The organism is Rhodococcus phenolicus, assembly GCF_001646785.1.
Classification (GTDB): Bacteria; Actinomycetota; Actinomycetes; order Mycobacteriales; family Mycobacteriaceae; genus Rhodococcus; species Rhodococcus phenolicus.
The window spans coordinates 1-19,151 of the sequence record NZ_LRRH01000016.1; the positions used below are offsets into that span (position 1 = coordinate 1).

Annotated in this window: 20 protein-coding genes and 2 tRNA genes; 13 read left to right on the forward strand and 9 right to left on the reverse strand. The window is 70.4% G+C overall.

What is annotated here, in order from left to right; genetic code table 11:
• Positions 1–104 precede the first annotated feature (104 nt).
• Positions 105–377, reverse strand: coding sequence for a hypothetical protein (locus A8G15_RS05760; protein ID WP_068156504.1), 273 nt, complete (start codon positions 375–377; stop codon positions 105–107).
• Between the two features lie 110 nt (positions 378–487).
• Between A8G15_RS05760 and A8G15_RS31675 the strand changes: the two genes are divergently transcribed.
• A complete protein-coding gene (locus tag A8G15_RS31675) occupies positions 488–568 on the forward strand; it encodes a hypothetical protein (protein ID WP_245687726.1) in 81 nt (26 codons plus the stop codon).
• Here the strand turns inward: A8G15_RS31675 and A8G15_RS05765 are convergent.
• From A8G15_RS05765 to A8G15_RS32200, 3 genes are all read right to left on the reverse strand, one after another.
• Positions 558–4,991: a cation-translocating P-type ATPase gene (locus A8G15_RS05765; RefSeq protein ID WP_068156508.1), complete on the reverse strand. Its 4,434-nt coding sequence runs from the start codon at positions 4,989–4,991 to the stop codon at positions 558–560. The genes A8G15_RS31675 and A8G15_RS05765 overlap by 11 nt on opposite strands.
• Positions 4,992–5,005: 14 nt before the next feature.
• Positions 5,006–5,485, reverse strand: coding sequence for a hypothetical protein (locus A8G15_RS05770; RefSeq protein WP_068156510.1), 480 nt, complete (start codon positions 5,483–5,485; stop codon positions 5,006–5,008).
• Positions 5,486–5,869: 384 nt separating this feature from the next.
• Positions 5,870–5,998, reverse strand: a complete 129-nt coding sequence (locus A8G15_RS32200; RefSeq protein WP_281180599.1) for a hypothetical protein — start codon at positions 5,996–5,998, stop codon at positions 5,870–5,872.
• A 92-nt stretch (positions 5,999–6,090) separates the two neighbouring features.
• Between A8G15_RS32200 and A8G15_RS05775 the strand changes: the two genes are divergently transcribed.
• From A8G15_RS05775 to A8G15_RS05785, 3 genes are read left to right on the forward strand one after another with little or no spacing between them, the layout of a single operon-like run.
• Positions 6,091–6,801, forward strand: coding sequence for a TetR/AcrR family transcriptional regulator (locus A8G15_RS05775; RefSeq protein WP_068156512.1), 711 nt, complete (start codon positions 6,091–6,093; stop codon positions 6,799–6,801).
• Positions 6,798–7,511: a hemerythrin domain-containing protein gene (locus A8G15_RS05780; RefSeq protein ID WP_068156517.1), complete on the forward strand. Its 714-nt coding sequence runs from the start codon at positions 6,798–6,800 to the stop codon at positions 7,509–7,511. The genes A8G15_RS05775 and A8G15_RS05780 overlap by 4 nt, the downstream gene beginning before the upstream one ends.
• Complete coding sequence (locus A8G15_RS05785; protein WP_068156521.1) at positions 7,508–8,029, forward strand: SRPBCC family protein; 522 nt, start codon at positions 7,508–7,510, stop codon at positions 8,027–8,029. Before A8G15_RS05780 ends, A8G15_RS05785 begins: the two co-directional genes overlap by 4 nt.
• Here A8G15_RS05785 and A8G15_RS32205 read toward each other — a convergent pair.
• Complete coding sequence (locus A8G15_RS32205) at positions 8,014–8,142, reverse strand: hypothetical protein (RefSeq protein ID WP_281180600.1); 129 nt, start codon at positions 8,140–8,142, stop codon at positions 8,014–8,016. The two genes, A8G15_RS05785 and A8G15_RS32205, sit on opposite strands and share 16 nt — an antisense overlap.
• Before the next feature lie 213 nt (positions 8,143–8,355).
• Between A8G15_RS32205 and A8G15_RS05790 the strand changes: the two genes are divergently transcribed.
• The 8 genes from A8G15_RS05790 (at position 8,356) to A8G15_RS05825 (ending at position 13,716) form a co-directional block, all read left to right on the forward strand.
• Entirely contained in the window at positions 8,356–8,721 is a 366-nt protein-coding gene (locus A8G15_RS05790; RefSeq protein ID WP_068156523.1) for a fluoride efflux transporter FluC, read from the forward strand.
• Complete coding sequence (crcB, locus tag A8G15_RS05795) at positions 8,718–9,062, forward strand: fluoride efflux transporter CrcB (RefSeq protein WP_068156801.1); 345 nt, start codon at positions 8,718–8,720, stop codon at positions 9,060–9,062. Before A8G15_RS05790 ends, crcB begins: the two co-directional genes overlap by 4 nt.
• A 72-nt stretch (positions 9,063–9,134) precedes the next feature.
• Positions 9,135–10,763: a phosphoglucomutase (alpha-D-glucose-1,6-bisphosphate-dependent) gene (pgm, locus tag A8G15_RS05800; RefSeq protein ID WP_068156526.1), complete on the forward strand. Its 1,629-nt coding sequence runs from the start codon at positions 9,135–9,137 to the stop codon at positions 10,761–10,763.
• 44 nt (positions 10,764–10,807) lie between these two features.
• Entirely contained in the window at positions 10,808–12,031 is a 1,224-nt protein-coding gene (locus tag A8G15_RS05805) for an MFS transporter (RefSeq protein WP_068156529.1), read from the forward strand.
• A 25-nt stretch (positions 12,032–12,056) separates the two neighbouring features.
• Complete coding sequence (locus A8G15_RS05810; protein ID WP_068156532.1) at positions 12,057–12,545, forward strand: MauE/DoxX family redox-associated membrane protein; 489 nt, start codon at positions 12,057–12,059, stop codon at positions 12,543–12,545.
• Positions 12,546–12,586: 41 nt separating this feature from the next.
• A complete protein-coding gene (locus tag A8G15_RS05815; protein WP_068156534.1) occupies positions 12,587–13,333 on the forward strand; it encodes a DsbA family protein in 747 nt (248 codons plus the stop codon).
• 134 nt (positions 13,334–13,467) lie between these two features.
• Positions 13,468–13,540, forward strand: a tRNA-Ala gene (locus tag A8G15_RS05820).
• Positions 13,541–13,643: 103 nt separating this feature from the next.
• Positions 13,644–13,716 (forward strand) — tRNA-Ala (locus tag A8G15_RS05825).
• Between the two features lie 99 nt (positions 13,717–13,815).
• Here A8G15_RS05825 and A8G15_RS29685 read toward each other — a convergent pair.
• The 3 genes from A8G15_RS29685 to A8G15_RS05840 form a co-directional block, all read right to left on the reverse strand.
• Entirely contained in the window at positions 13,816–14,397 is a 582-nt protein-coding gene (locus A8G15_RS29685) for a pentapeptide repeat-containing protein (protein WP_245687720.1), read from the reverse strand.
• Between the two features lie 550 nt (positions 14,398–14,947).
• Positions 14,948–15,772 (reverse strand): ArsR/SmtB family transcription factor, encoded by an 825-nt coding sequence (locus A8G15_RS05835; protein WP_068156804.1) that lies wholly within the window; start codon positions 15,770–15,772, stop codon positions 14,948–14,950.
• 32 nt (positions 15,773–15,804) lie between these two features.
• Positions 15,805–17,316: an AMP-dependent synthetase/ligase gene (locus A8G15_RS05840; protein ID WP_068156806.1), complete on the reverse strand. Its 1,512-nt coding sequence runs from the start codon at positions 17,314–17,316 to the stop codon at positions 15,805–15,807.
• 108 nt (positions 17,317–17,424) lie between these two features.
• On the opposite strand from A8G15_RS05840, the gene A8G15_RS05845 reads away from it, so the two are divergent.
• Entirely contained in the window at positions 17,425–18,702 is a 1,278-nt protein-coding gene (locus A8G15_RS05845) for a helix-turn-helix transcriptional regulator (RefSeq protein ID WP_068156539.1), read from the forward strand.
• 42 nt (positions 18,703–18,744) lie between these two features.
• Here A8G15_RS05845 and A8G15_RS05850 read toward each other — a convergent pair whose 3' ends face one another.
• Positions 18,745–19,059, reverse strand: a complete 315-nt coding sequence (locus A8G15_RS05850; RefSeq protein WP_156665269.1) for a WhiB family transcriptional regulator — start codon at positions 19,057–19,059, stop codon at positions 18,745–18,747.
• Positions 19,060–19,151 lie beyond the last annotated feature (92 nt).

The following is a 19,151-nucleotide window of genomic DNA, read 5'->3' on the forward strand; positions in this document are numbered from 1 at the left end:
TCGATTCCCGGCAGCTCCACCTCACGGCCCCCGACCTGAAGCCCAGGTCGGGGGCTTTTTCGTACATCGGCGGCGGCGTCGCACGACGCCCCGCGACCGGCTGCTCACACCACCTCCAGGGCGTCACCGATCTCCTGCAGAGTGCGGTGGTGTTCCTCGGAGGCCATCACATGGCCTGCGGCGACGATCACGGCGACGGGCCATTCGATGATCTCGAGTGCCGCGAGGGCACCGAGGGCGGCGTAGAACGCGAGGTGCTCGGGCCGGGGAATGCCGATGTGCCCGATAATCGGCAGGTTCACCGCGAACCGCTCGGCGTGCTGCACACGTTCGACGGTGTCCCGGTGGGACAGGTAGTTGCATGAATTGTCGGCCATTGCTTGCCTCCGCACTGGCTGGGGTTTACCGGGAGTTCGTTTCGGTTGCGCAGGATCGCAGCGTGGCGAATTCTGTGGCCGATATGAATGGAAATCCGGTGGTGTCCGCAATGACGCAGGTGTTCACGCCGCCGTTGCAGGAGTTGTACGCGTTGCTGGTGCGAATCGGTGTGGTCGAGATCATCGACTGACCCTCACTTCCTCCGCGTCCCCGGAGTTCAGGAGTCCGTGGACAGTGCCGCTGATCCCGGGTGCGCGGGCGAGCAGTTCGGGGGCGATCGCCGCCGCGGCGGTGGCAGCGGCGGCGGACCCGATCCCTTGGGCCCAGCCGATCGGGCCGAGGGGCACGCAGCCGAGAAACTGGCTCACTCCGGGGGCGCTGATCAACGCGGCCATCACGGCGAGGGACCCGACGGACGTGGCGACGACGAGGGGGCTGCGGGAGTCGAGAAGGATCTGCCCGAGCTGGGTCCCGATCAATGCGACGAGGGCGACGGTGGAGGCGTGCCGCGGGCCCCCCGTGCTACTCGCCATGGCCCAGGCTGCGGTGGCTCCGGCCGCAGTGGTGATGCCGCGGGACGCGACCGTCCGCAGCAGGGCCCCCTCGTCCGGTCCACGCGCGACGCCGGTGCCGTTGCGGTTGGTCGCGCTCACCGCGAGCGCCGCCGCGGGCAGCGCGTCGGTGAGCATGTTCACCAGCAGCAGTTGGCGTGCGTTCAACGGTGAGCGCCCGGTGGCGATGCTGCCGATCAGGGCGAACGCCACCTCCCCGGCATTCCCGCCGACCAGCACCGCCACGGCGGCCTGGACCCGCCGCCACAACTCTCGGCCCTCCTCCAACGCATCCAGCAGTGCCCCGACCCGGCCGTCGAGCAGGACCACATCCGCCGCGCCGCGGGCGGGAGCGCTGGCGTGCGAGGCCACGCCGATGCCGAGGCTGGCCGCCCGGATGGCGGCGGCATCGTTGGCGCCGTCCCCGACCATCGCGCAGACGCGGCCGATCCGTTCGAGTGTCTGGACGATCTGCACCTTGTGTTCCGGCGCCATCCGGGCGAAGACCAGACACTCCTCGACGGCCTGCTCCTGCTCGTGGTGGGACAGGGTGTCCCAGTCCGGACCGCTGATCACCTGGTCCGGGGCGACCGGCATGCCCAGCTCCTCGGCGATCGCGACCGCGGTGACCGGGTGATCCCCGGTGATCAGGCGTACGGCGATATCCTGCTCGATCAGGGTGGGCAGCAGTCCCGCGGCGTCGGGGCGGGGGGTGTCGGACAGACCGAGAAGTCCCACCGGCTGCAGCTTCCGCTCGGACAGTTTCTCGAGCACCGCCGGATCGTCGGTGGCCGCCACCTCGGCTGCCGTGAGGTGACGCTCCCCGACGGCGATGACCCGAAGTCCGGCGGCGGCCATCGACTCCACCCGTTCGGCGAGCAGCCCCTGTTCGTCGCCGAAGGCGTCGAGCATCACCTCGGGCGCACCTTTCACCGTGAGGTGCGTTCCGCACACCGCGGCGGCGTACGAGCGGCCCGAACGGAACGGCAGATGGGCCCGCCTTTCCAGGCCCGCGGCCGGGCCGGATTCCACTCGTGCCGCCTCCACGATCGCGACATCGGTGGCGTGATCGGGGGGTCCACCGTTCGACGACCAACCGGTGCGGGCAGCGTAGGCCAAGACCTGTTCGCGCGAACATCCCGCTGACGGTTCCACGGCGGCCACCCGCAGCCGGTTCTCGCTGAGAGTTCCGGTTTTGTCGAAGCAGACGACGTCGACGCGGCCGAGAGCTTCGACCGCGCTGGGCACACGGACCAGGACGGAGGACGCGGTGAGGCGACGGGCGGCGGACATCTGTGCCAGCGTGGCCACCAGCGGAAGTCCTTCCGGCACAGCGGCAACGATGACGGAGACACCGCTGGTCACCGCGGATCGGAGCCCGACGCCGCGGAGGAGGCCGAGCGCGGTCACGATGGCGCCGCCGCCGAAACTGATCGGCATCACCCGGCGGGTGAGCCGGCCGAGCTGTGCCTGCAGCCCGACTTCACGGATCTTCGCCGGAGCGAGAGCCGTGGCACGCCGGGTCTCGGTGCCGCGGCCGGTGGCGGTCATCAGGGCGACGGCGGTTCCGGTCAGCACGGTGGTCCCGGCGTAGAGCATGCAGGTGCGCTCGGCCAGCGGCACGCCCGGCGTCGGGAGTGTTTGTTTGGCCACCGGGAGGGATTCGCCGGTCAGTGCCGACTCGTCGACCTCGACACTGTCGGTATCGATCAGCCGGCCGTCCGCGGGCACCACCTCGCCCGGGTGGACTTCGATCACGTCCCCCGGCCGGAGGCCGTCCGCGGTGACCTCGACGCGGTCGTGATCGCCGTCGAGGTCGGTGACCTTCCGCGCCGGCGGGTCCTGGACGGCGAGGAGGCGGTTGAGAACAGCCTCGGCCCGCAGCCGTTGGGTCGCCGAAATGCCGGCGTTGAGCACGAGCACGGAACCGACGAGAACGGCGTCGATCGGTGAACCCAGCACGGCGCTCGCGGCGGAGCACGTCGCCAGCACCGGGGTCAGCGGATCGTTCAGCTCGGCGCGCACCGCGTGGAGGAAACCCCGGGCGGACAGAACGGGCCCGCCGATGCGGTGGATCGATCGGACCGCCCCCGAGACGAGCTGGGCCGCCGGTGCGGCGGCCCGGGATGGCTCGTCCTCCGGCGGTGCGGGTAACAGCCGACGCGCCTCCTCGGCAGGCATGGCGTGCCATTCGTGTCCGGGCCGCGGGGCGGGCATCGGCGTGCGGAGCGCGCCGCGGGCCTGGGCGTGCCCGGCCCACAGTCCGAGGGCGGCGCCGGCGGTGACCGGTTCGGGCCCGGTCCCGGGGATCCCGGGGAGCATCAGCAGGGTGCCCAGCGCCGAGGCCTGCACGGAGATCTCGACTCCGCGGCGGCTCGCTGTCCGTGCCGCCCGCAGCGCGTGCAGGATGCGCCACACACCGGGCAGGTCGGCGGCCCACAGGTGAGCGTCCCACGGCGGGGGCGAACCGTCGAGGAGGACACCGATTCCGACATCGGCCAGCGCGAGGGCGTGCGGCGCGTGCGCTGAGACCACGGCGACGGTCGACCCCTGGTGCCGAAGTCGTTCCACCGCCTTCCGCAGGGTGTCGTCCACCGAATCGGTGAGCGGGTCGAGACGATCGAATCCGTTGCGCAGCGAGCGGAGGGCGTCGTCGTCGACGGACACGACCTCGGTCCGGGCGTTTCGTGCTTCGGCGACGATCGCGGATGCGTACCCGTCGTGGACGGGGCTGACCAGCACCCGGGCATCGTCCGGGGCAGGGTCTGGGGTTTCGGGTAGGGCGGTCACCGGATGCCAGCCGGGACCGAGGGCCCCCCGGCGCACCTCGGCGGCGGCCGACTGCCACACACGGGTCCGGTCGCGGTCCCGCACCCCGCGCACCCGGCTGACCGTCAGGGCAGGGGTGTAGAGGATGCGGGGATCGATCACCACGGCGTCGACCCGGTCCAGCCGGCGCAGCGCCTCGGGACGCAGGGGGAGCACGTCGTACCGGTCCGCGAGTCCCCGGGCGAGGGTGCCGGCGAACAGCTCCCGCGCTGTGCGGGCGGCCTTGGGTGCGGACACCAGGGTCGCGGTGCCGACTCGTGCCGGGCTACGGGTGATCGCGCCGATGGCCACGTCGCCGGCGAGGCCCGCGAGTCCGGCACGCTCGGAATAGCGTTCCACCGGACCGGGGACGCGGTCCGGCTGCCATCCGGCACTCGGCGGACCGTCCACAGCGGCGGTCAGCGTCGGCTCGATCTGCTGCCACGCGCGCCGGCCGGACCATGCCTCCGCGACCAGTGCGCTGCGCTTGGCCGCCTCGACGGCCAGCGAATCCGGTGACAACGTCAGCGTGTAGGCGGTCGCGGTCAGGGCCGCGAACAGCACTCCGCCTGCGTCGGCGCCGACTGCACTCTCCACCAGTCGTCGCAGTCGCGGTTGATAGTCGACCGAGATCACCCCGGATGCGATCGCTGCGGGTAGGCGGGGCAGACGCAGAAATCTGCCGGCCAGTGCCACACCGAATCCCAGGATCGACACCGCGGCGCCGGCCGCCCGGGCGGCCAGGACTGCGTCGTCGCCGGGCAGGTTCACAGGACGGTTTCCGGAACGGGTTGTGTGCTCGTCGATTTCGGCTTTGTCGACAATCCGGCACAGAGTCGCCGGGTCGGGACCGTCGGATCCGGTGGACACGACGATCCGCGACCACGGTCGATGGAGAACCGCGTCGTCGACACCCGGTGTCGACCGGACCGCCGCCAGTGCCCGTTCGGCCACCTGCGATCCGTGCGGGCCGTCGAGGCCGCGGACCTCGACCCAGATGCGCCCGGAACCGGAGGCGCACCGCCGTACCGGCTTCCCGCCGACGGCCTCCCGGGCCAGGCCCGCCACGGATCCGGCGACCGCGCGTGCCGACGGCGGCGACACTGCGGCCGGGGCTTTGAGCAACACCGATCCGACGCCGAGGGTGGTGGCCGCGCCGACCAGGGCGGTATCGCGGGCGATCGCCGCGCCCACCGCGACCGCACGGGTTCCGATGTGAACGCCCCCGCCGGGGAGCGATGCGAGGATTCTCATCCGCTGTTCGGTAGTCACGGGTGCGGCTGTGCCGGAACCGTCGGTGCCGCGGACCCGGTCGTGTGCCCGGGTGGGGTCGGCTTGGCGCGACGGCGCGGCGAGGTGTCCGCGGGAGGACTGCCGGCGGTCGGCGCGGGTGCCGACGCGGGTGCGGGCGGCGAGGTGCCGGCATGATTCTGTTGTGCGCCGACTGTCGCTGCACCGGATCTTTCCGGCTGCGCCGGTTTTGCAAGTCGCAGCGCAAGTGCCGTGCCGCCCGCGGCGAGAACGATCGGCCATTCCACCAACCCTGCCGCGCCGACCGCGCCCATGGTCGCCAAGGCGACCGGTGTCGAGCGGCGTCCGTATCGAGCGCCGCCCAGGGCGCCTTCGACGGCACCCCGGACGCTCCCGCCGACGCTCCCGACCGCCGCGCCGCCCACCGCACCGACCGTGGCGACCGCGGTCTCCCCGGCTCCGGAGACGAGCCGTGCCGTGCCTTTCAGAACGTTCATCGCATTCACCCGATTTCGCGGAATCGCGATTGCCCGATGTGCAGGGGATCGATTCACCCCACCAGCAACACTATTCCCCGGTGAACGGAAAATGAACCCGCGAGGGGATGCAGGCCGGTCCGATGGCGTTCCTGTTGGTGCCGGTTCGGCAAGTCGCCGGTGCTTCTTTGTCGCCGTCCCGTATCGACGCTCCGAGCGCTACCCGTCACGACCGCCGAACGCTCCGCACAAAAAGAGATACATGCCGTGTGTAACGCACCCGGTATGGTTGTCGATTCAACTGCCGGTGGTCGTGGAGACGCGCCCCCGACACGCTCGCTGCGGCCACCGACGCGCCCCGCTTCCCGACCCCTGTACCCGGAGAAGCGGGGCGCACCTCTTCGGTCAGAGCACGAGGAAGACCACCAGCAGCAGGGCGACGACCACGCCCAGGCCGATCACGAGGGTGGTATTGCCCGCGGCGCAGCTTTCCGCGAAGAGCGGGGTGTCCGGATCCCACTTCGCATTGTCCATACCTCAATGAAACCGGCCAGTCGGCCCGTTTCGCAGCGTTTTCGCACTGGAACACTCTTGTATTGAATTCATGGCTGTTCCACAATGGGAGCATGCCGAAGACGGATTCGTCGGCACAGCCGACCCCGCAGAGGCGGTCGTATCATTCGCCTCGCCGCCGAGCGAACGCCGCGGAGACCCGGCAGGCCGTCCTCGATGCGGCGACGTATCTGTTCACCACGCGCGGCTGGTCGGCGACCGGCATGCGCGACATCGCACGCCGTGCACAGGTGTCGGTCGAAACCGTCTATGCCACCGCGGGCACCAAGCCCGACCTGCTGTTGCGGGTCATCGACGTGGCTCTGGTGGGCGACTCCGAACCGATCCCGGTGGCCGACCGTCCGGAGTTCCTGGCGCTCGGCACCGGGGGACTCGCCGATCGGGCGGTCGCGGCAGCGGACCTGCTGACGGCTCAATTCGGCCGGGTCGCTCTGCTCGAACGCACCCTCGCCCACGCTGCCGCCGCCGACCCGGACCTCGCCGTCCGGCAGCGGGCCCAGCACGAGCGCCGCCGCGTGAACTTCCGTCAGGCAGCCGCGCTCGTCCTCGGTCGGGACCCCGATCCCGACCTGGTCGACGGCCTGTGGGCCGTCGGCAGCCCCGACGTCTATCTGCTCCTCGTCGAGAACTCCGGGTGGACGCCGCAGCGATATCGCGACTGGATCGCCGACGCGATCATCCGGCTTCTCGGACTGGATCCACGCACCGCCGCCGACGCTTCGCCGCGCTCCGATCGACCCACGGAACACCGGGAGAAGTCATGATCTCCGACCCGCACGGACCCGCCGACACCCGGATCATGGGCATCGTGCACTCTGCGCTCAGGCGCGACCTGATCCGGACCCGCATCGTCCTCGACACAGGACCGGTGCCCGACGCCCGCCGCGTCCCGCTCGCCGAGCACATCCTGTGGCTCATGGACTTGCTGCGACACCATCACGAAGGTGAGGACACCGCGCTCTACCCGCTCGTCGTCCGATGCAATCCGGACGCCGAGGCGCTCGTGCGCATCATGGACGAGGACCACCGGCGGATCGAACCCGCTGTCACCGAACTCGAAGAAGCGGCAAGACGATTCGGCAACATCGAACCTGATGCGCAGGCCCGGCTCAGCGCGGCCCTGGCGGCACTGTCCGACGTACTGCTGCCGCACCTCGAACGAGAGGAACTCGACATGATGCCGGTCGTGTCGGAGACCCTCACCGACGCGCAGTGGCGCACCTGGGACGAGGAAACCAACATCGCTCCCAAGAGCATGCGGGCCCTGGGCAGGGAAGGCGTCTGGCTCATCGACGGACTCGACGACGACTCCCGCGACCACGTCGTCCACCTGGTGCCGGCGATCCCGCGTTTTCTCCTGCTCCACGTCCTCGGTATCGGTAATCGCCGCCACTTCGCGGCTCTCTGGTCGGGAACCGACGCGGCCGGCGTTCCGTCCCGGCCGATCGCGCGTTCCTCGGGGCGGTTGCCGTGAGTACCGCGCGGATCCCGCGCAGCGGCGACGTCGAGGCCGTGGTGGAGGCGTCACCCGAGCAGGTGTGGGCGGTGATGTCCGACGTCACCCGGATCGGCGAGTGGAGCAGTGAATGCCTCGGCGCCGACTGGCTGGGCGACGCCACCGGACCCGAGGTCGGAGCGAGGTTCCGTGGCCGCAACCGCGTCGGCCTGCTCCGCTGGAACCGTGTGTGCACGGTCACGGAGGTTTCCCCACCGCACACCTTCGCGTATCGCACGCGCGGCGCGATCACCCGCGACGCCACGGCCTGGACCCTGCGTGTGGAGCCGCTCGGGGACCGGTCGCGCATCGTCATGAGCAACCGGGTCCTGGCGATGCCGCGACCGTTCGAGTTGGTCATCGTCAACCTGATCCCCGCGCATCGCGACCGCTCCCGCGAGCTGGCTGCGGACCTGGTGCGACTCGGGAACGTCGCAGGGTCGGGCGGGCCTGGCCGCGACCGGTCCGGCAACCTCCGGGATCAGAGCAGCAGATAGGCGAGCAGCACGAGGGCGACGACGACCGCGAGACCGATCGCCAGCGCAGCGCCGGCCGCGGCGTTGTCGTCGCCGAACAGCGGCTTGTCCGGATTCCATCGGGACCTCTTCATGCTTCGAGGGAACCGAACGTTCGCTCCGTCTCGCAAGGCGAGGACCCGCGGCATCGGCCACCGGGAATGCTCCGTCGGTGAACGGGCGCCCCGCGCCGTTCGCCGCACGTGAGCGCGGACCGGCGACCCGGCCGCACGGCGCGGTCGAAGCGGGTACCGTCGCAGATTTGTGCCCAGGATCCCAGACTCCGCCCACCCTGTGACCGGCGAACCGTGACGGCCGTGGTTCCGCGGGCGGTCGCCGTGGTCGCTGCCGGTGGCGCGCTCGGCGCGGTCGCGCGCTACGGATTGTCCACGGCGTTCCCGGGGCTGTGGACCATCGCGGTGATCAATATCGCGGGCTCACTGCTGCTCGGCGTTCTCGCGGCGTTGGTCGGACCGGACCGCTTGCTGCGGTTGTTCCTCGGCGTCGGCGTGCTGGGTGGTTTCACCACGTTCTCGACGTTCGCGGTCGACGCGGTCCGCAATCCGGTGTTCGCCGTGGCCTACGTGACGGTCACACTCGCGGGGGCGCTGATCGCCGCCCGGTGCGGGATGGCAGCCGGCGAACGGTGGCACCGACGGCGGGCCGCGCGGTGACCGTGCTGCTCGTCGCGCTGGGCGGCGGCGCCGGAGCCGTGGTGCGTTACCTCGCGGGACGCTACATCCGGTCCTACCGCAGTGTTCCGGTCGCGACCCTCGCGGTGAACGTGTTCGGCTGCGCCCTGCTCGGGGCGCTCTCCGGTGCGACCCTGTCCCCGGAATCGTTCGCTCTCCTCGGCTCCGGTTTCTGCGGCGGCCTCACCACGTACTCGACGTTCGCGGTCGAAGCCGTCGGCCTCACCCGGATCCGGCGGCCGCTCAGCGGGATCGGTTACGTGGTCGTCAGTGTCGTCGCCGGTCTCGCCGCGGCCTGGGCCGGTTACACGCTGACGAGCTGATCGCGTCCACCGCGCGCTCGTGGCGGGCCGCGGGCAAGATGGGATCGGCACAGCCGTCGACGAGGAGGATTCATGGCGCACGAACGAGCAGGACAACCGGCAGCTCCCGGGGATCTCGAGGACCTTGCTCATCTCGTCACCGCCTACTACACCGTCCAGCCCGATCCGCAGGACCCGTTGCAGCAGGTCGTGTTCGGTACCTCCGGGCACCGCGGGTCCAGCCTCGACGGTGCGTTCAACGAACAGCACATCCTCGCGACCACGCAGGCGATCGTCGAATACCGTGCCGCTCAGGGCATCACCGGACCGTTGTTCCTCGGTCGCGACACCCACGCGCTGTCCGAACCTGCGTGGACGACGGCACTCGAAGTGCTCGTCGCCGGCGGCGTCGAGGTCATCGTCGACGCCCGCGACCGTTACACCCCCACCCCGGCGGTCAGCCACGCGATCCTGCGGCACAATGCGGGCACCGGACCGCGCGCCGACGGCATCGTCGTGACCCCGTCGCACAATCCGCCGCGCGACGGCGGTTTCAAGTACAACCCTCCGCACGGCGGGCCCGCCGACACCGACGCCACCTCCGTCATCGCGGCCCGCGCCAACGAACTGCTCGCGGCCGGACTCGACGCGGTCCGCCGGGTACCGGCCACGCGTGCCCTCGCGACCGCGGGCCGCCACGACTTCCTCGCCGCCTACGTCGACGACCTGCCCAATGCCGTCGACCTCGACGCGGTCCGTGCCGCCGGGGTGCGGATCGGTGCCGATCCGCTCGGCGGCGCCAGCGTCGACTACTGGGCCGCGATCGCCGAACGGCACCGCCTGGACCTGACCGTCGTCAACCCGCTCGTCGACGCCACCTGGCGGTTCATGACGCTCGACACGGACGGCAGGATCCGGATGGACTGCTCGTCGCCGAACGCGATGGCCACCCTGATCGGTGCGCGCGAGAAGTTCGACATCGCGACCGGCAACGACGCGGACTCGGATCGGCACGGCATCGTCACCCCCGACGCCGGGCTGCTCAACCCCAACCACTATCTCGCCGTTGCCATCGAATACCTGTACCGGCACCGGCCCGGCTGGCCGTCCACCGCGAAGGTAGGCAAGACGCTGGTCAGTTCGTCGATGATCGACCGGGTCGCCGCCGGTCTCGGACGCGACCTGCTCGAGGTGCCGGTCGGATTCAAGTGGTTCGTGCCGGGCCTGCTCGACGGCAGTCTCGGCTTCGGGGGCGAGGAGAGCGCCGGCGCGTCGTTCCTGCGTACTGACGGATCGGTGTGGACCACCGACAAGGACGGCATCCTGCTGGCGCTGCTGGCCTCGGAGATCATTGCGGTCACCGGGCAGAGCCCGTCGCAGCGGTACGCGGACCTGAAGGCGCGCTACGGCGATCCGGCCTACGCCCGGGTCGATGCCCCGGCGACCCGCGCCCAGAAGGCGGTGCTCGCGAAGCTGTCCGCGGATCGGGTCACCGCGACCGACCTCGCCGGGGAACCGATCACCGCGACGCTGACCGAGGCTCCCGGCAACGGCGCCGCGATCGGTGGACTGAAGGTCACCACCGAGAACGCGTGGTTCGCGGCCCGGCCGTCAGGCACCGAGGACGTCTACAAGATCTACGCCGAATCCTTCCTCGGCGCCGACCACCTGACCCGGGTCCAGGACGCGGCCCGTGACCTCGTGTCGAGCGTGCTGGCCTGACCGGCGCCGGGCCGGATCGTGCGCGAAGCTAACATCGGCTCATCATGCGCACACGTGACGCGGCGTTGCCGCGGGAGATCTGGGTGCTGGTCAGCGCCAGCTTCGTCATCGCCCTCGGGTTCGGGCTCGTCGCCCCGGCACTGCCGCAGTTCGCGCGCAGCTTCGATGTCGGCATCACGGCTGCGACCGTCGTCGTCTCCGCGTTCGCCGCGATGCGGTTGGCGTTCGCGCCGGCCAGCGGCGCCCTCGTGCAGAAGCTGGGGGAGCGGCCCGTCTACATCACCGGCGTGCTCATCGTCGCGTTGTCCACCGGCGCGTGCGCCTTCGCCGCGAACTACTGGCAGCTGCTGGTGTTCCGCGGACTCGGCGGCATCGGCTCGACGATGTTCACGGTGTCCGCGCTGGGTCTGATCATCCGGATCGCGCCTCCCGACGCGCGCGGCCGCGTCTCCGGCCTGTACGCGACGAGCTTCCTGCTCGGTAACATCGGCGGCCCCCTCGTCGGTGGCGCCCTCGTCGGGTTCGGGCTGCGCGTCCCGTTCGTGATCTACGCGGTCGCGTTGCTGCTGGCCGCCGCCGTCGTCGGCATCAGCCTGCGCGGATCCGCGCTCGCCGAACCGGCCGCGGCCGACGGCGCCCCCACGGTGCGGTTGCGCGACGCCCTGCGCGAGCCGATCTACCGGGCGGCACTCGGGTCGAACCTCGCCAACGGGTGGGCCGTGTACGGGGTCCGGGTGGCGATGATGCCGCTGTTCGTCGTGGAGGTCCTGAAACGGGACGCCTCGCTCGCCGGCGTCGCACTGACCGTGTTCGCGGTCGGCAACGCCCTGGTGCTCATGTGGTCCGGTCGCCTGTCCGATCGCCACGGCCGGCGGCCGTTCGTGCTGGTCGGACTGCTGGTCTGCGGCGTCGGCACGATCGGGATGGGCCTGACCGACGATGTGGCGCTGTTCTTCGTCACCTCGCTCGTCGCCGGAATCGGATCCGGGCTGCTCGGTCCGCCACAGCAGGCGGCCGTCGCCGACGTCGTGGGCAGCAAGGCGCGCGGCGGTCCGGTCCTCGCGGCGTTCCAGATGACCGCCGACGTCGGATCGGTGGTCGGCCCGATCGTCGGTGGCCTGCTCGCGGAACACCTGTCCTACGGGGTGGCGTTCACGGTGACCGGGGCGATGCTGCTCGCCGCGGCCCTGCCGTGGGCGCTGCTCGCGCGCACCACCCCGTCCGCTGCGGTCACCGAACCGGTGGTGACGGACGACATACGCCGCTGAGCTCGCGCTCGGTACTGTCGACCAGGTGTGGATACGCATCGTCAGCCTGATCGCCCGGCTCGGTCTGGCCGCCGTGTGGCTGGTCTCCGGGTGGATCAAATTCTCCGATCCCACGCAGACGATCGTCGCTGTCCGGGCCTACCAGCTGCTGCCCGACGAACTCGTGCGCCCCGTCGCGGCCGGCTTACCGGTCCTCGAACTCGTCCTCGGCCTGCTGCTGCTGGTCGGATTGGCGGTGCGACCGGTCGCGGTGGTGAGCGCGGCGGTGCTCGTGGGTCTGATCGCGGCGATCGTGTCGGCGTGGGCGCGCGGGCTGTCGATCGACTGCGGCTGCTTCGGCGGCGGCGGTGTCGCGGACGTCGACGGCTGGGACTACACCCGCGAAATCCTGCGCGACCTCGGGTTCCTCGCGCTGTCCGTGTGGCTGATCGTGTTTCCGCGCAGCCCTGTGGCGCTGGGTCCCGGGTCGCGTCCGGCGTCCTCAGCCGCCGCTCAGCACGCGGTGGCAGAGTGAGATCCCGTCAGTAATCCCCCGAGCAGCGAAGGGCAGCAACCGTGAGCGCGAAGAAGGTCAAGCCGGTCAAGTACACACCGGAGCCGACGTCGAGCAGGTCCACTTTCATCCTCGGTGGTCTCGCCGTCCTCGTCGTCGCCGCGCTCGTCATCGGTGGTGTCCTGTGGCAGGCCGACAGCGGCAAGGCCCGCAACGAGGGCTACGGCGGGGTGCAGAACGCCGCGGTGCAGGTGACGGTCGAGGACAACGGGGTCGCTGTCGTCGGGGTGCCCGACGCGGCCACCACCATCGACCTGTTCGAGGACCCGATGTGCCCGTACTGCGCCGAGCTCGAGCACAAGCACGGTCAGGAACTCGCGCAGGCGATCGACGACGGCCGGGTCGCCGTGCGCTATCACATGCTGGCGTTCCTCGATCAGCTCTCCGCCAGCGGCGACTACTCGACCCGCGCGGTCGCGGCGGCGCAGTGCGTCGCCGCGACCGGCGATGCCATCTCGTACTCGGCTTTCCACGCCGCTCTGATGTCCCCGGACAATCAGCCCGCCGAGCGGGGCGGCAGCGATCACAGCAACGAGGAACTGGCACAGATGGCTCGTGACGCCGGCGCCTCCGACGAGGCGGCGCAGTGCATCGCCGACGGTGCCCGCGTCGAGCAGGCCCGCGCCGACGCCGAGGCCGGCCGGCAGCTGCTCGCCACCACCGGCGCGACCGGCACCCCCGCCGTCGTCCACAACGGCACCGTGATCGATGCGTTCGGCAACGAGAACTGGGTCGCCGAACTCGGCTGAGCACCGGCGGTGATGCCGGGAGGCGATCCCGGCATCACCGCGCTGACCAGCCGATTTGTTGCCGTCGAGCGCGATGGTGTAGCTTTCTTTCAGCGCGAGGGGCTCGCCCCGGACGCGAACGAGGAACTGAATACGGGGCTATGGCGCAGCTGGTAGCGCACCACACTGGCAGTGTGGGGGTCAGGGGTTCGAGTCCCCTTAGCTCCACTTCCGACTACAGGCGAGAGTTCACACTCTCGCCTGTAGTCTTGAGAAGGGGTACTCGTTCCCGCGCCGGCGGGCCGAGAATCACGGTTTCACAGTTTCACAAGGGGCTATGGCGCAGCTGGTAGCGCACCACACTGGCAGTGTGGGGGTCAGGGGTTCGAGTCCCCTTAGCTCCACAGAGAACAGTTCCGCAGCGAGCAGTTCCACAGAACGCAACGAACGAGGTCACGAATTCGAAGGAGTTCGTGACCTCGTTCGCGTTCGGGCTGGCTCGGTTAGGCGCCGCGCCAGCCCGCGGGTGCGGACACGACCGCTGGGACTCGCGTTCTGCTGTTACCTCGGGCCGAACCGATCTGAGGTTGGGTGAGATACAACGCGTAGGACAGGTCGGCGTCCTCCAGCCGGGCGCCGCGCAGGTCGGCGCCGAGCAGATCAGTCCCGGCGAGGTCGCATCCCCGGAGGTCGGCCCCGATCAGAAGGGCACCCCGGAGGTCGGCGCCGCACAATCTGCGTGCGCGCAGGTCCGTTCCCGCAAGGTCCGCGCCCGGGTGGAGGCGCGGGTCCGGACGACCGGCGTCCGCGAAGTACGAACCCCGGACCTCCGCACTGACGTCCATGAGCAACTCCCTCACGGACGCGTGCATGCCTTCCGCGTCGATCGACAGCAGCTCGTCCACGTCGGCGTGAGTCACCGACGCGATGGAATCGGCGAGGTCGCGCGCCTCACGCGCGGTCGCCGGATCGTAGGTGCGTTCCTGTGCCTCGAGCAGGTACCACGTCATCTCGTGCAGCTGCCTCACGATCCTGAATGCCGAGAACATGCGGTCCCGGGTTTCGGGACGTTCTCGCCAGCTCACGCCCGAGAACAATCCTTGCGAGACCGCCTGTCCCGCGCCCAGGCAGTCGAAGACCGTGCATCCGCGGAACCCCCTGGAATGCAGTCCTGCGTGGATGCTGCACCCGAAGCCGGAGTCGAGGTGGCGGCACGGTGACCCGGCAGGCTTGTCCTCGGCGAAGTCCGCCGATCTCGAGAACCCGAAGGCCGTACAGCACAGTGCGAAGCACCGGCCGCAGTCCGCCCGAAGGTCGAGCCGTCGAAGCGTTGCCTCGGGTTCCGTGGCGCCGGCCCGGCGGGCAGGACGACGAACGGCAACCGGGAGTGGGTTGTGCGATGGGGTGATCAAGAGAGCTCCAAGAGACGATTCCGATGTAGGCGAGAGCCGGGGAACCCGCTGTCGGGTTCCCTCTCCGGGCACACGGAATCACCACCGCACGTAGGCACGGCCTATGAGAAGCGCGAAGCGTCTGCGTCACAGATGAGATGTGTTGATCACTGCGGACAAAAGTACCAGTTTCCCCGGCCGTGGTCGCTGCCTACCCGCACCCTGGCGCTCGGTTCTCCCCGATTCACCCGTTCTGCGCCATGTGGGCGTCGCGTTCCTCGGCGTGGAACTCCCACGGGGCCTGGGGGAGTACCTCGCCTGTCTCCAGCAGGGTCTTGAGGTTGGCGAGGACCGCCGGCCATCCCTGGCCGATCGAGTGCAGATCGTCCGTGTTCCGCAGCTTCCGGTGCAGCACAGTGAGTTTGACGATGTCCTGATGTGCCTCGATCTCGAAGGTCACGACGCTCGGCTCGAAGTCCGGGTCGTCGACCAGGGACGCATCGTCGAATCCGAACACCAGGCGCCGGGGCCGGTCGGCCTCGATCACCCGGCCCGCGCAGTCCGCGATGCCGGAGCCGTCGGTGCGGACGTGCTCGACTCGGCTGCCGGGCGTCCAGTCGGAGACCTGGGCGTGGCCCCAGTAGCGGGCCGTGAGGTCGGGGTCGGTGAGGGCGTGCCACACGTCCTCGGGTGTCGAGCGGATATAGGTCGTGTAGACGTAGTCGGGAATCGTGTGCGCGTCGGTCGGGGTCATTGCCATCTCCTCTGCGTGTCGGGTGATCGCGTCCAGGGCGAGTACCCGGGGTTCGTCGAACTTCGAGATCCAGCGTTTGCGGATCTCGTGGACGGGAACGGGATTCAGATAGTGCAACTTGCGGCGCCCGTCCCGGATCGTGGCCACGAGGTTCGCGTCCTCGAGTAGTTCCAGGTGCTTGCTCACCGACTGGCGGCGTATGTCGAGGCCGTCGCACAGCTCGCCCAGGGTCTGTCCGGGACGTGCGCGCAGCGAGTCGAGCAGGCGCCGCCGGGTGCGGTCGGCGAGGGCCTTGAACACGGCGTCCTCATCCACCACTCCAATATGCAGCCGATTGACTGCATATGTCAACGCCCGGCGTCGTAGAGACGATCGATCACATCCGCGAACCGCTCGAGGATCCGAGCCCGGTGCGGGACCCCGGCCTCGTCCCGATCCTCGTCGAGGAGAGGCAGCTCGACGACCGCGACCCGGCGGATGCGCTCCCATCTGTTCAGTTCGCTGTTGAGCCTTTCGACGGAGGCCTGCACCTCGGTGCCGCGGTCACCGGGGAAGACCAGACCCACGCAGTGCGAGCGCCGCTCGCCGGCCACGACGATCTCCGCCCCCGGGCACAACACGCGGAATCGTTCGGCGATCGCGTGGGGTGCCACGTACTTTCCGGTGGTCGTCTTGAACACGTCCTTCTTGCGGCCGCGCATCGAGACGAATCCGTCCCCGTCGATCGTCGCGCAGTCACCGGTGTGGAACCAGCCGTCCTCGTCGAGCGCCGCCGCGGTGTGCCCGGGATCGGCGTGATAGCCCGTCATCACCGCAGGGCTCCGGACGAGCAGCTCACCGTCGTCGGCGAGCCTGATCTCGGTGCCCGGCAACGGAAGACCGACCGACCCCGGCCTGTGCGCGCCGGGACGGTTGACGCAGGCGGGCCCCGCGGTCTCGGTGATGCCGTAACCCTCGAACACCGAGACGCCGAGGTCCTCGAACCGGTCCGCGAGGTCGCGGGCCAGACGGGCCGACCCCGAGATGAGGAACCGCAGCCTTCCACCGAGCGCCGCCGGATCGGCCGCGGCGGCGGCGCCGATCTTCTCCAGCACGTGCGGCACCGAACCGAGGAAGGTCGGCCGCACCGACCGCAGATTCTCCACGACCCGATCGGCCCGGGCGTCCACCGCCGTCGGCAGGCCCACCCGGACCGCGACATACAGCAATGCCCGGCCGAACACGTGCGAGAGCGGAAGCCACAGCAACTGCAGATCGCGCGGCCCGAGCATGCCCAGTTCCGCCATCGCCCGCGCCACGTACGCGACCGCACCGTGCGACAGTGCCGCGCCCTTCGTGCCGCCGTCGTCGCACGCGGTGTAGACCAGGCAGGCCGGGGAACCGGCAGTCAACCCCGCCATCCGGGACGCGACCGCGTCCGGTTCGCCGGCGAGCAGTTCTTCACCGTCGGCCGCGAGATCGGCGAGCCGATCGAGATGCAGCGTCGCGGCGCCCGCGTCGCGATCGGTCACGGTCAGCGCCGAGTCGCAGTGCCGCACCAGCCGCGCGACCTCCTCGTCGCGAGTCGGGGCATACACCGGCACGACCACCGCGCCCGCGCACGCGACCGCGAAATCGGCGAGGATCGCCCGATAGCCGGTGGCCGCGCGGATCGCGACCCGTGAGCCCGGCCCGACGCCGCGGGCGACGAGGCCGGCCGCCAGTGTGGTCACGCGGGAGCCGACCTCCGCCCAGGTCACGCTCGTCCAGCCGGTGGAATCCCGGAAACGGTAGGCCTCGCTGTCGGGTGTGTCGGCGACCCGCGCGAACAGCAGGCGGGGCACGGTCCCGCGGGCAGCGTCGTCGTCTGCGGCGGACACCACGGGCACCTCCTGTTTCCTGCTCCGAAATCGTAGCTGTCGGCGCGCCGCGGAACCGGGACCGTCTCGGCAGGTGGGTCGCAGACATCGCCCCGATATCGTGGGGACGTGAGCACGACGAACCCCGAGACCGGCCCGCTGATCACCGCACTGCGCGACGTGCTCGTCGGTCCGCTCACCGAGATCGGTCAACGTTTCTCGACGCTGCTCACCGACCTCGTCCCGCACGACGCGCTCGTCGTCTTCACCCGCGAATGCACGGGCCGGCCGCGGAAGGTCGCGGGCGACGCAACCGTCGTGAACCGCGTCACAATCGCCGAACTCGACCGTGTCCGAAGCGAACTGACCGGCGGACAGATCAGGCGCGGCCCCGCGGTGATCGGCGGCCGCAGCCGGGAGGTGTGCGCGATCCTCGACCGCACCGACACGCTGCTGGTGCTGGTTCCGCGCGGATCATGGCCGACGGCGCAACGCTTCGAGCTGGCCCGGGCACTGTTCACCGTGGTCGCGACCGGAATCCAGCTCCAGGTGCAGGGGGCAAGCCCGGCGTATCTCGCCGAGTCGCGCGCGGCGTCCACCGAGCGGGCACGCACGGTCGCCGAGCTCACCGAGGCGCACGCCGTGACGCTCGAGACGATTCTCGCGACACTCCGATCGAGGGATCTCGACGACACGCGCGCCCGCACGACGGCGCGGGAGACCGCGACGAGCGCGCTGATCGGCCTGCGGTCGGCGGTGGACCGGCACCGCGAGTTCGCGGAGGAGGCGGTGACGACCGCGTTCGCCCGCATGCACGGTGAGCTGCGCGGCCTGGTCCGGCACCGGTCGTTGATGCTGGAGATGGTCGAACCGTCCGCGGCCGGCCGGGGCATGCCCGGTGAGGTCGCGCACGCGGCACGGGCCGTCGCGCGCGGCGCCGTGCTCGCCCTCGCGGAACAACCCGGGGTGACGCGGATCCGGGTGGCGTGGCACTGCGACGGCGAGAACCTGCACATCGACATCCGGGACGACGGCGCGGGGCAGGTCGACGGAGCCGAACTCGGTCGTCAGCTCCGCGATCGGGTCGAAACCCTCGGGGGCAGTCTGGAATCCGAGTCGACACCCGGCTGGGGGTGCCGGGTCGCTGCGCGGCTGCCGTTGGATCTGGCGGTGCCGCCGCCGGGCAGTCCGGCCCTCGAGGCCCTCGCGGAACTCGGTCCCCGCGAGGTCGAGGTGCTCGAACATCTGGTGGCGGGACGGCGGAACAGGGCGATCGCCGAACGGCTCGGCGTCAGCGAATCGACCGTGAAGTTCCATGTGGCGAGCGTGCTGAGGAAGCTCGGCGCCGGCAGTCGCGGTGAGGCCGCGGCGCTCGGCGCGGAGGCCGGGGTCAAGGCCGCTCTGTAGTCGCCCTTCGCGGCATCAGCGGCATCAGCGGCGTCGGCGGCGTCAGCGGTGCAGCGCGGCCCACCGGCGGGCCCGGCTCGCCGCGTTCGTGCGGGACCGGCGTTCGGTTTCGGACAGTCCACCCCAGACACCGTAGGGTTCGCCGACCGTCAGGGCGTGTTCGCGGCACAGTTCCAGCACGGGGCACCCGGCGCAGACGAGTTTGGCGCGCAGTTCGCGCTGCTCGCGGGCATGACCACGTTCGCCGTCGGGGTGGAAGAACGCCGACGACTCGAATCCACGGCAGGCTGCGTCGAGCTGCCAGTCCCAGATGGCGGCGTGGGGTCGGGGGAGGGTCACCGTGTTGACGATCGACATTTCACTCCTCAGGGCAGGCCGGGGGCGGGTGAATCCGACGTTAGCCGAACTTAGAACCGCACACAACAGCACTTAGGTATTTTTGAGAACAA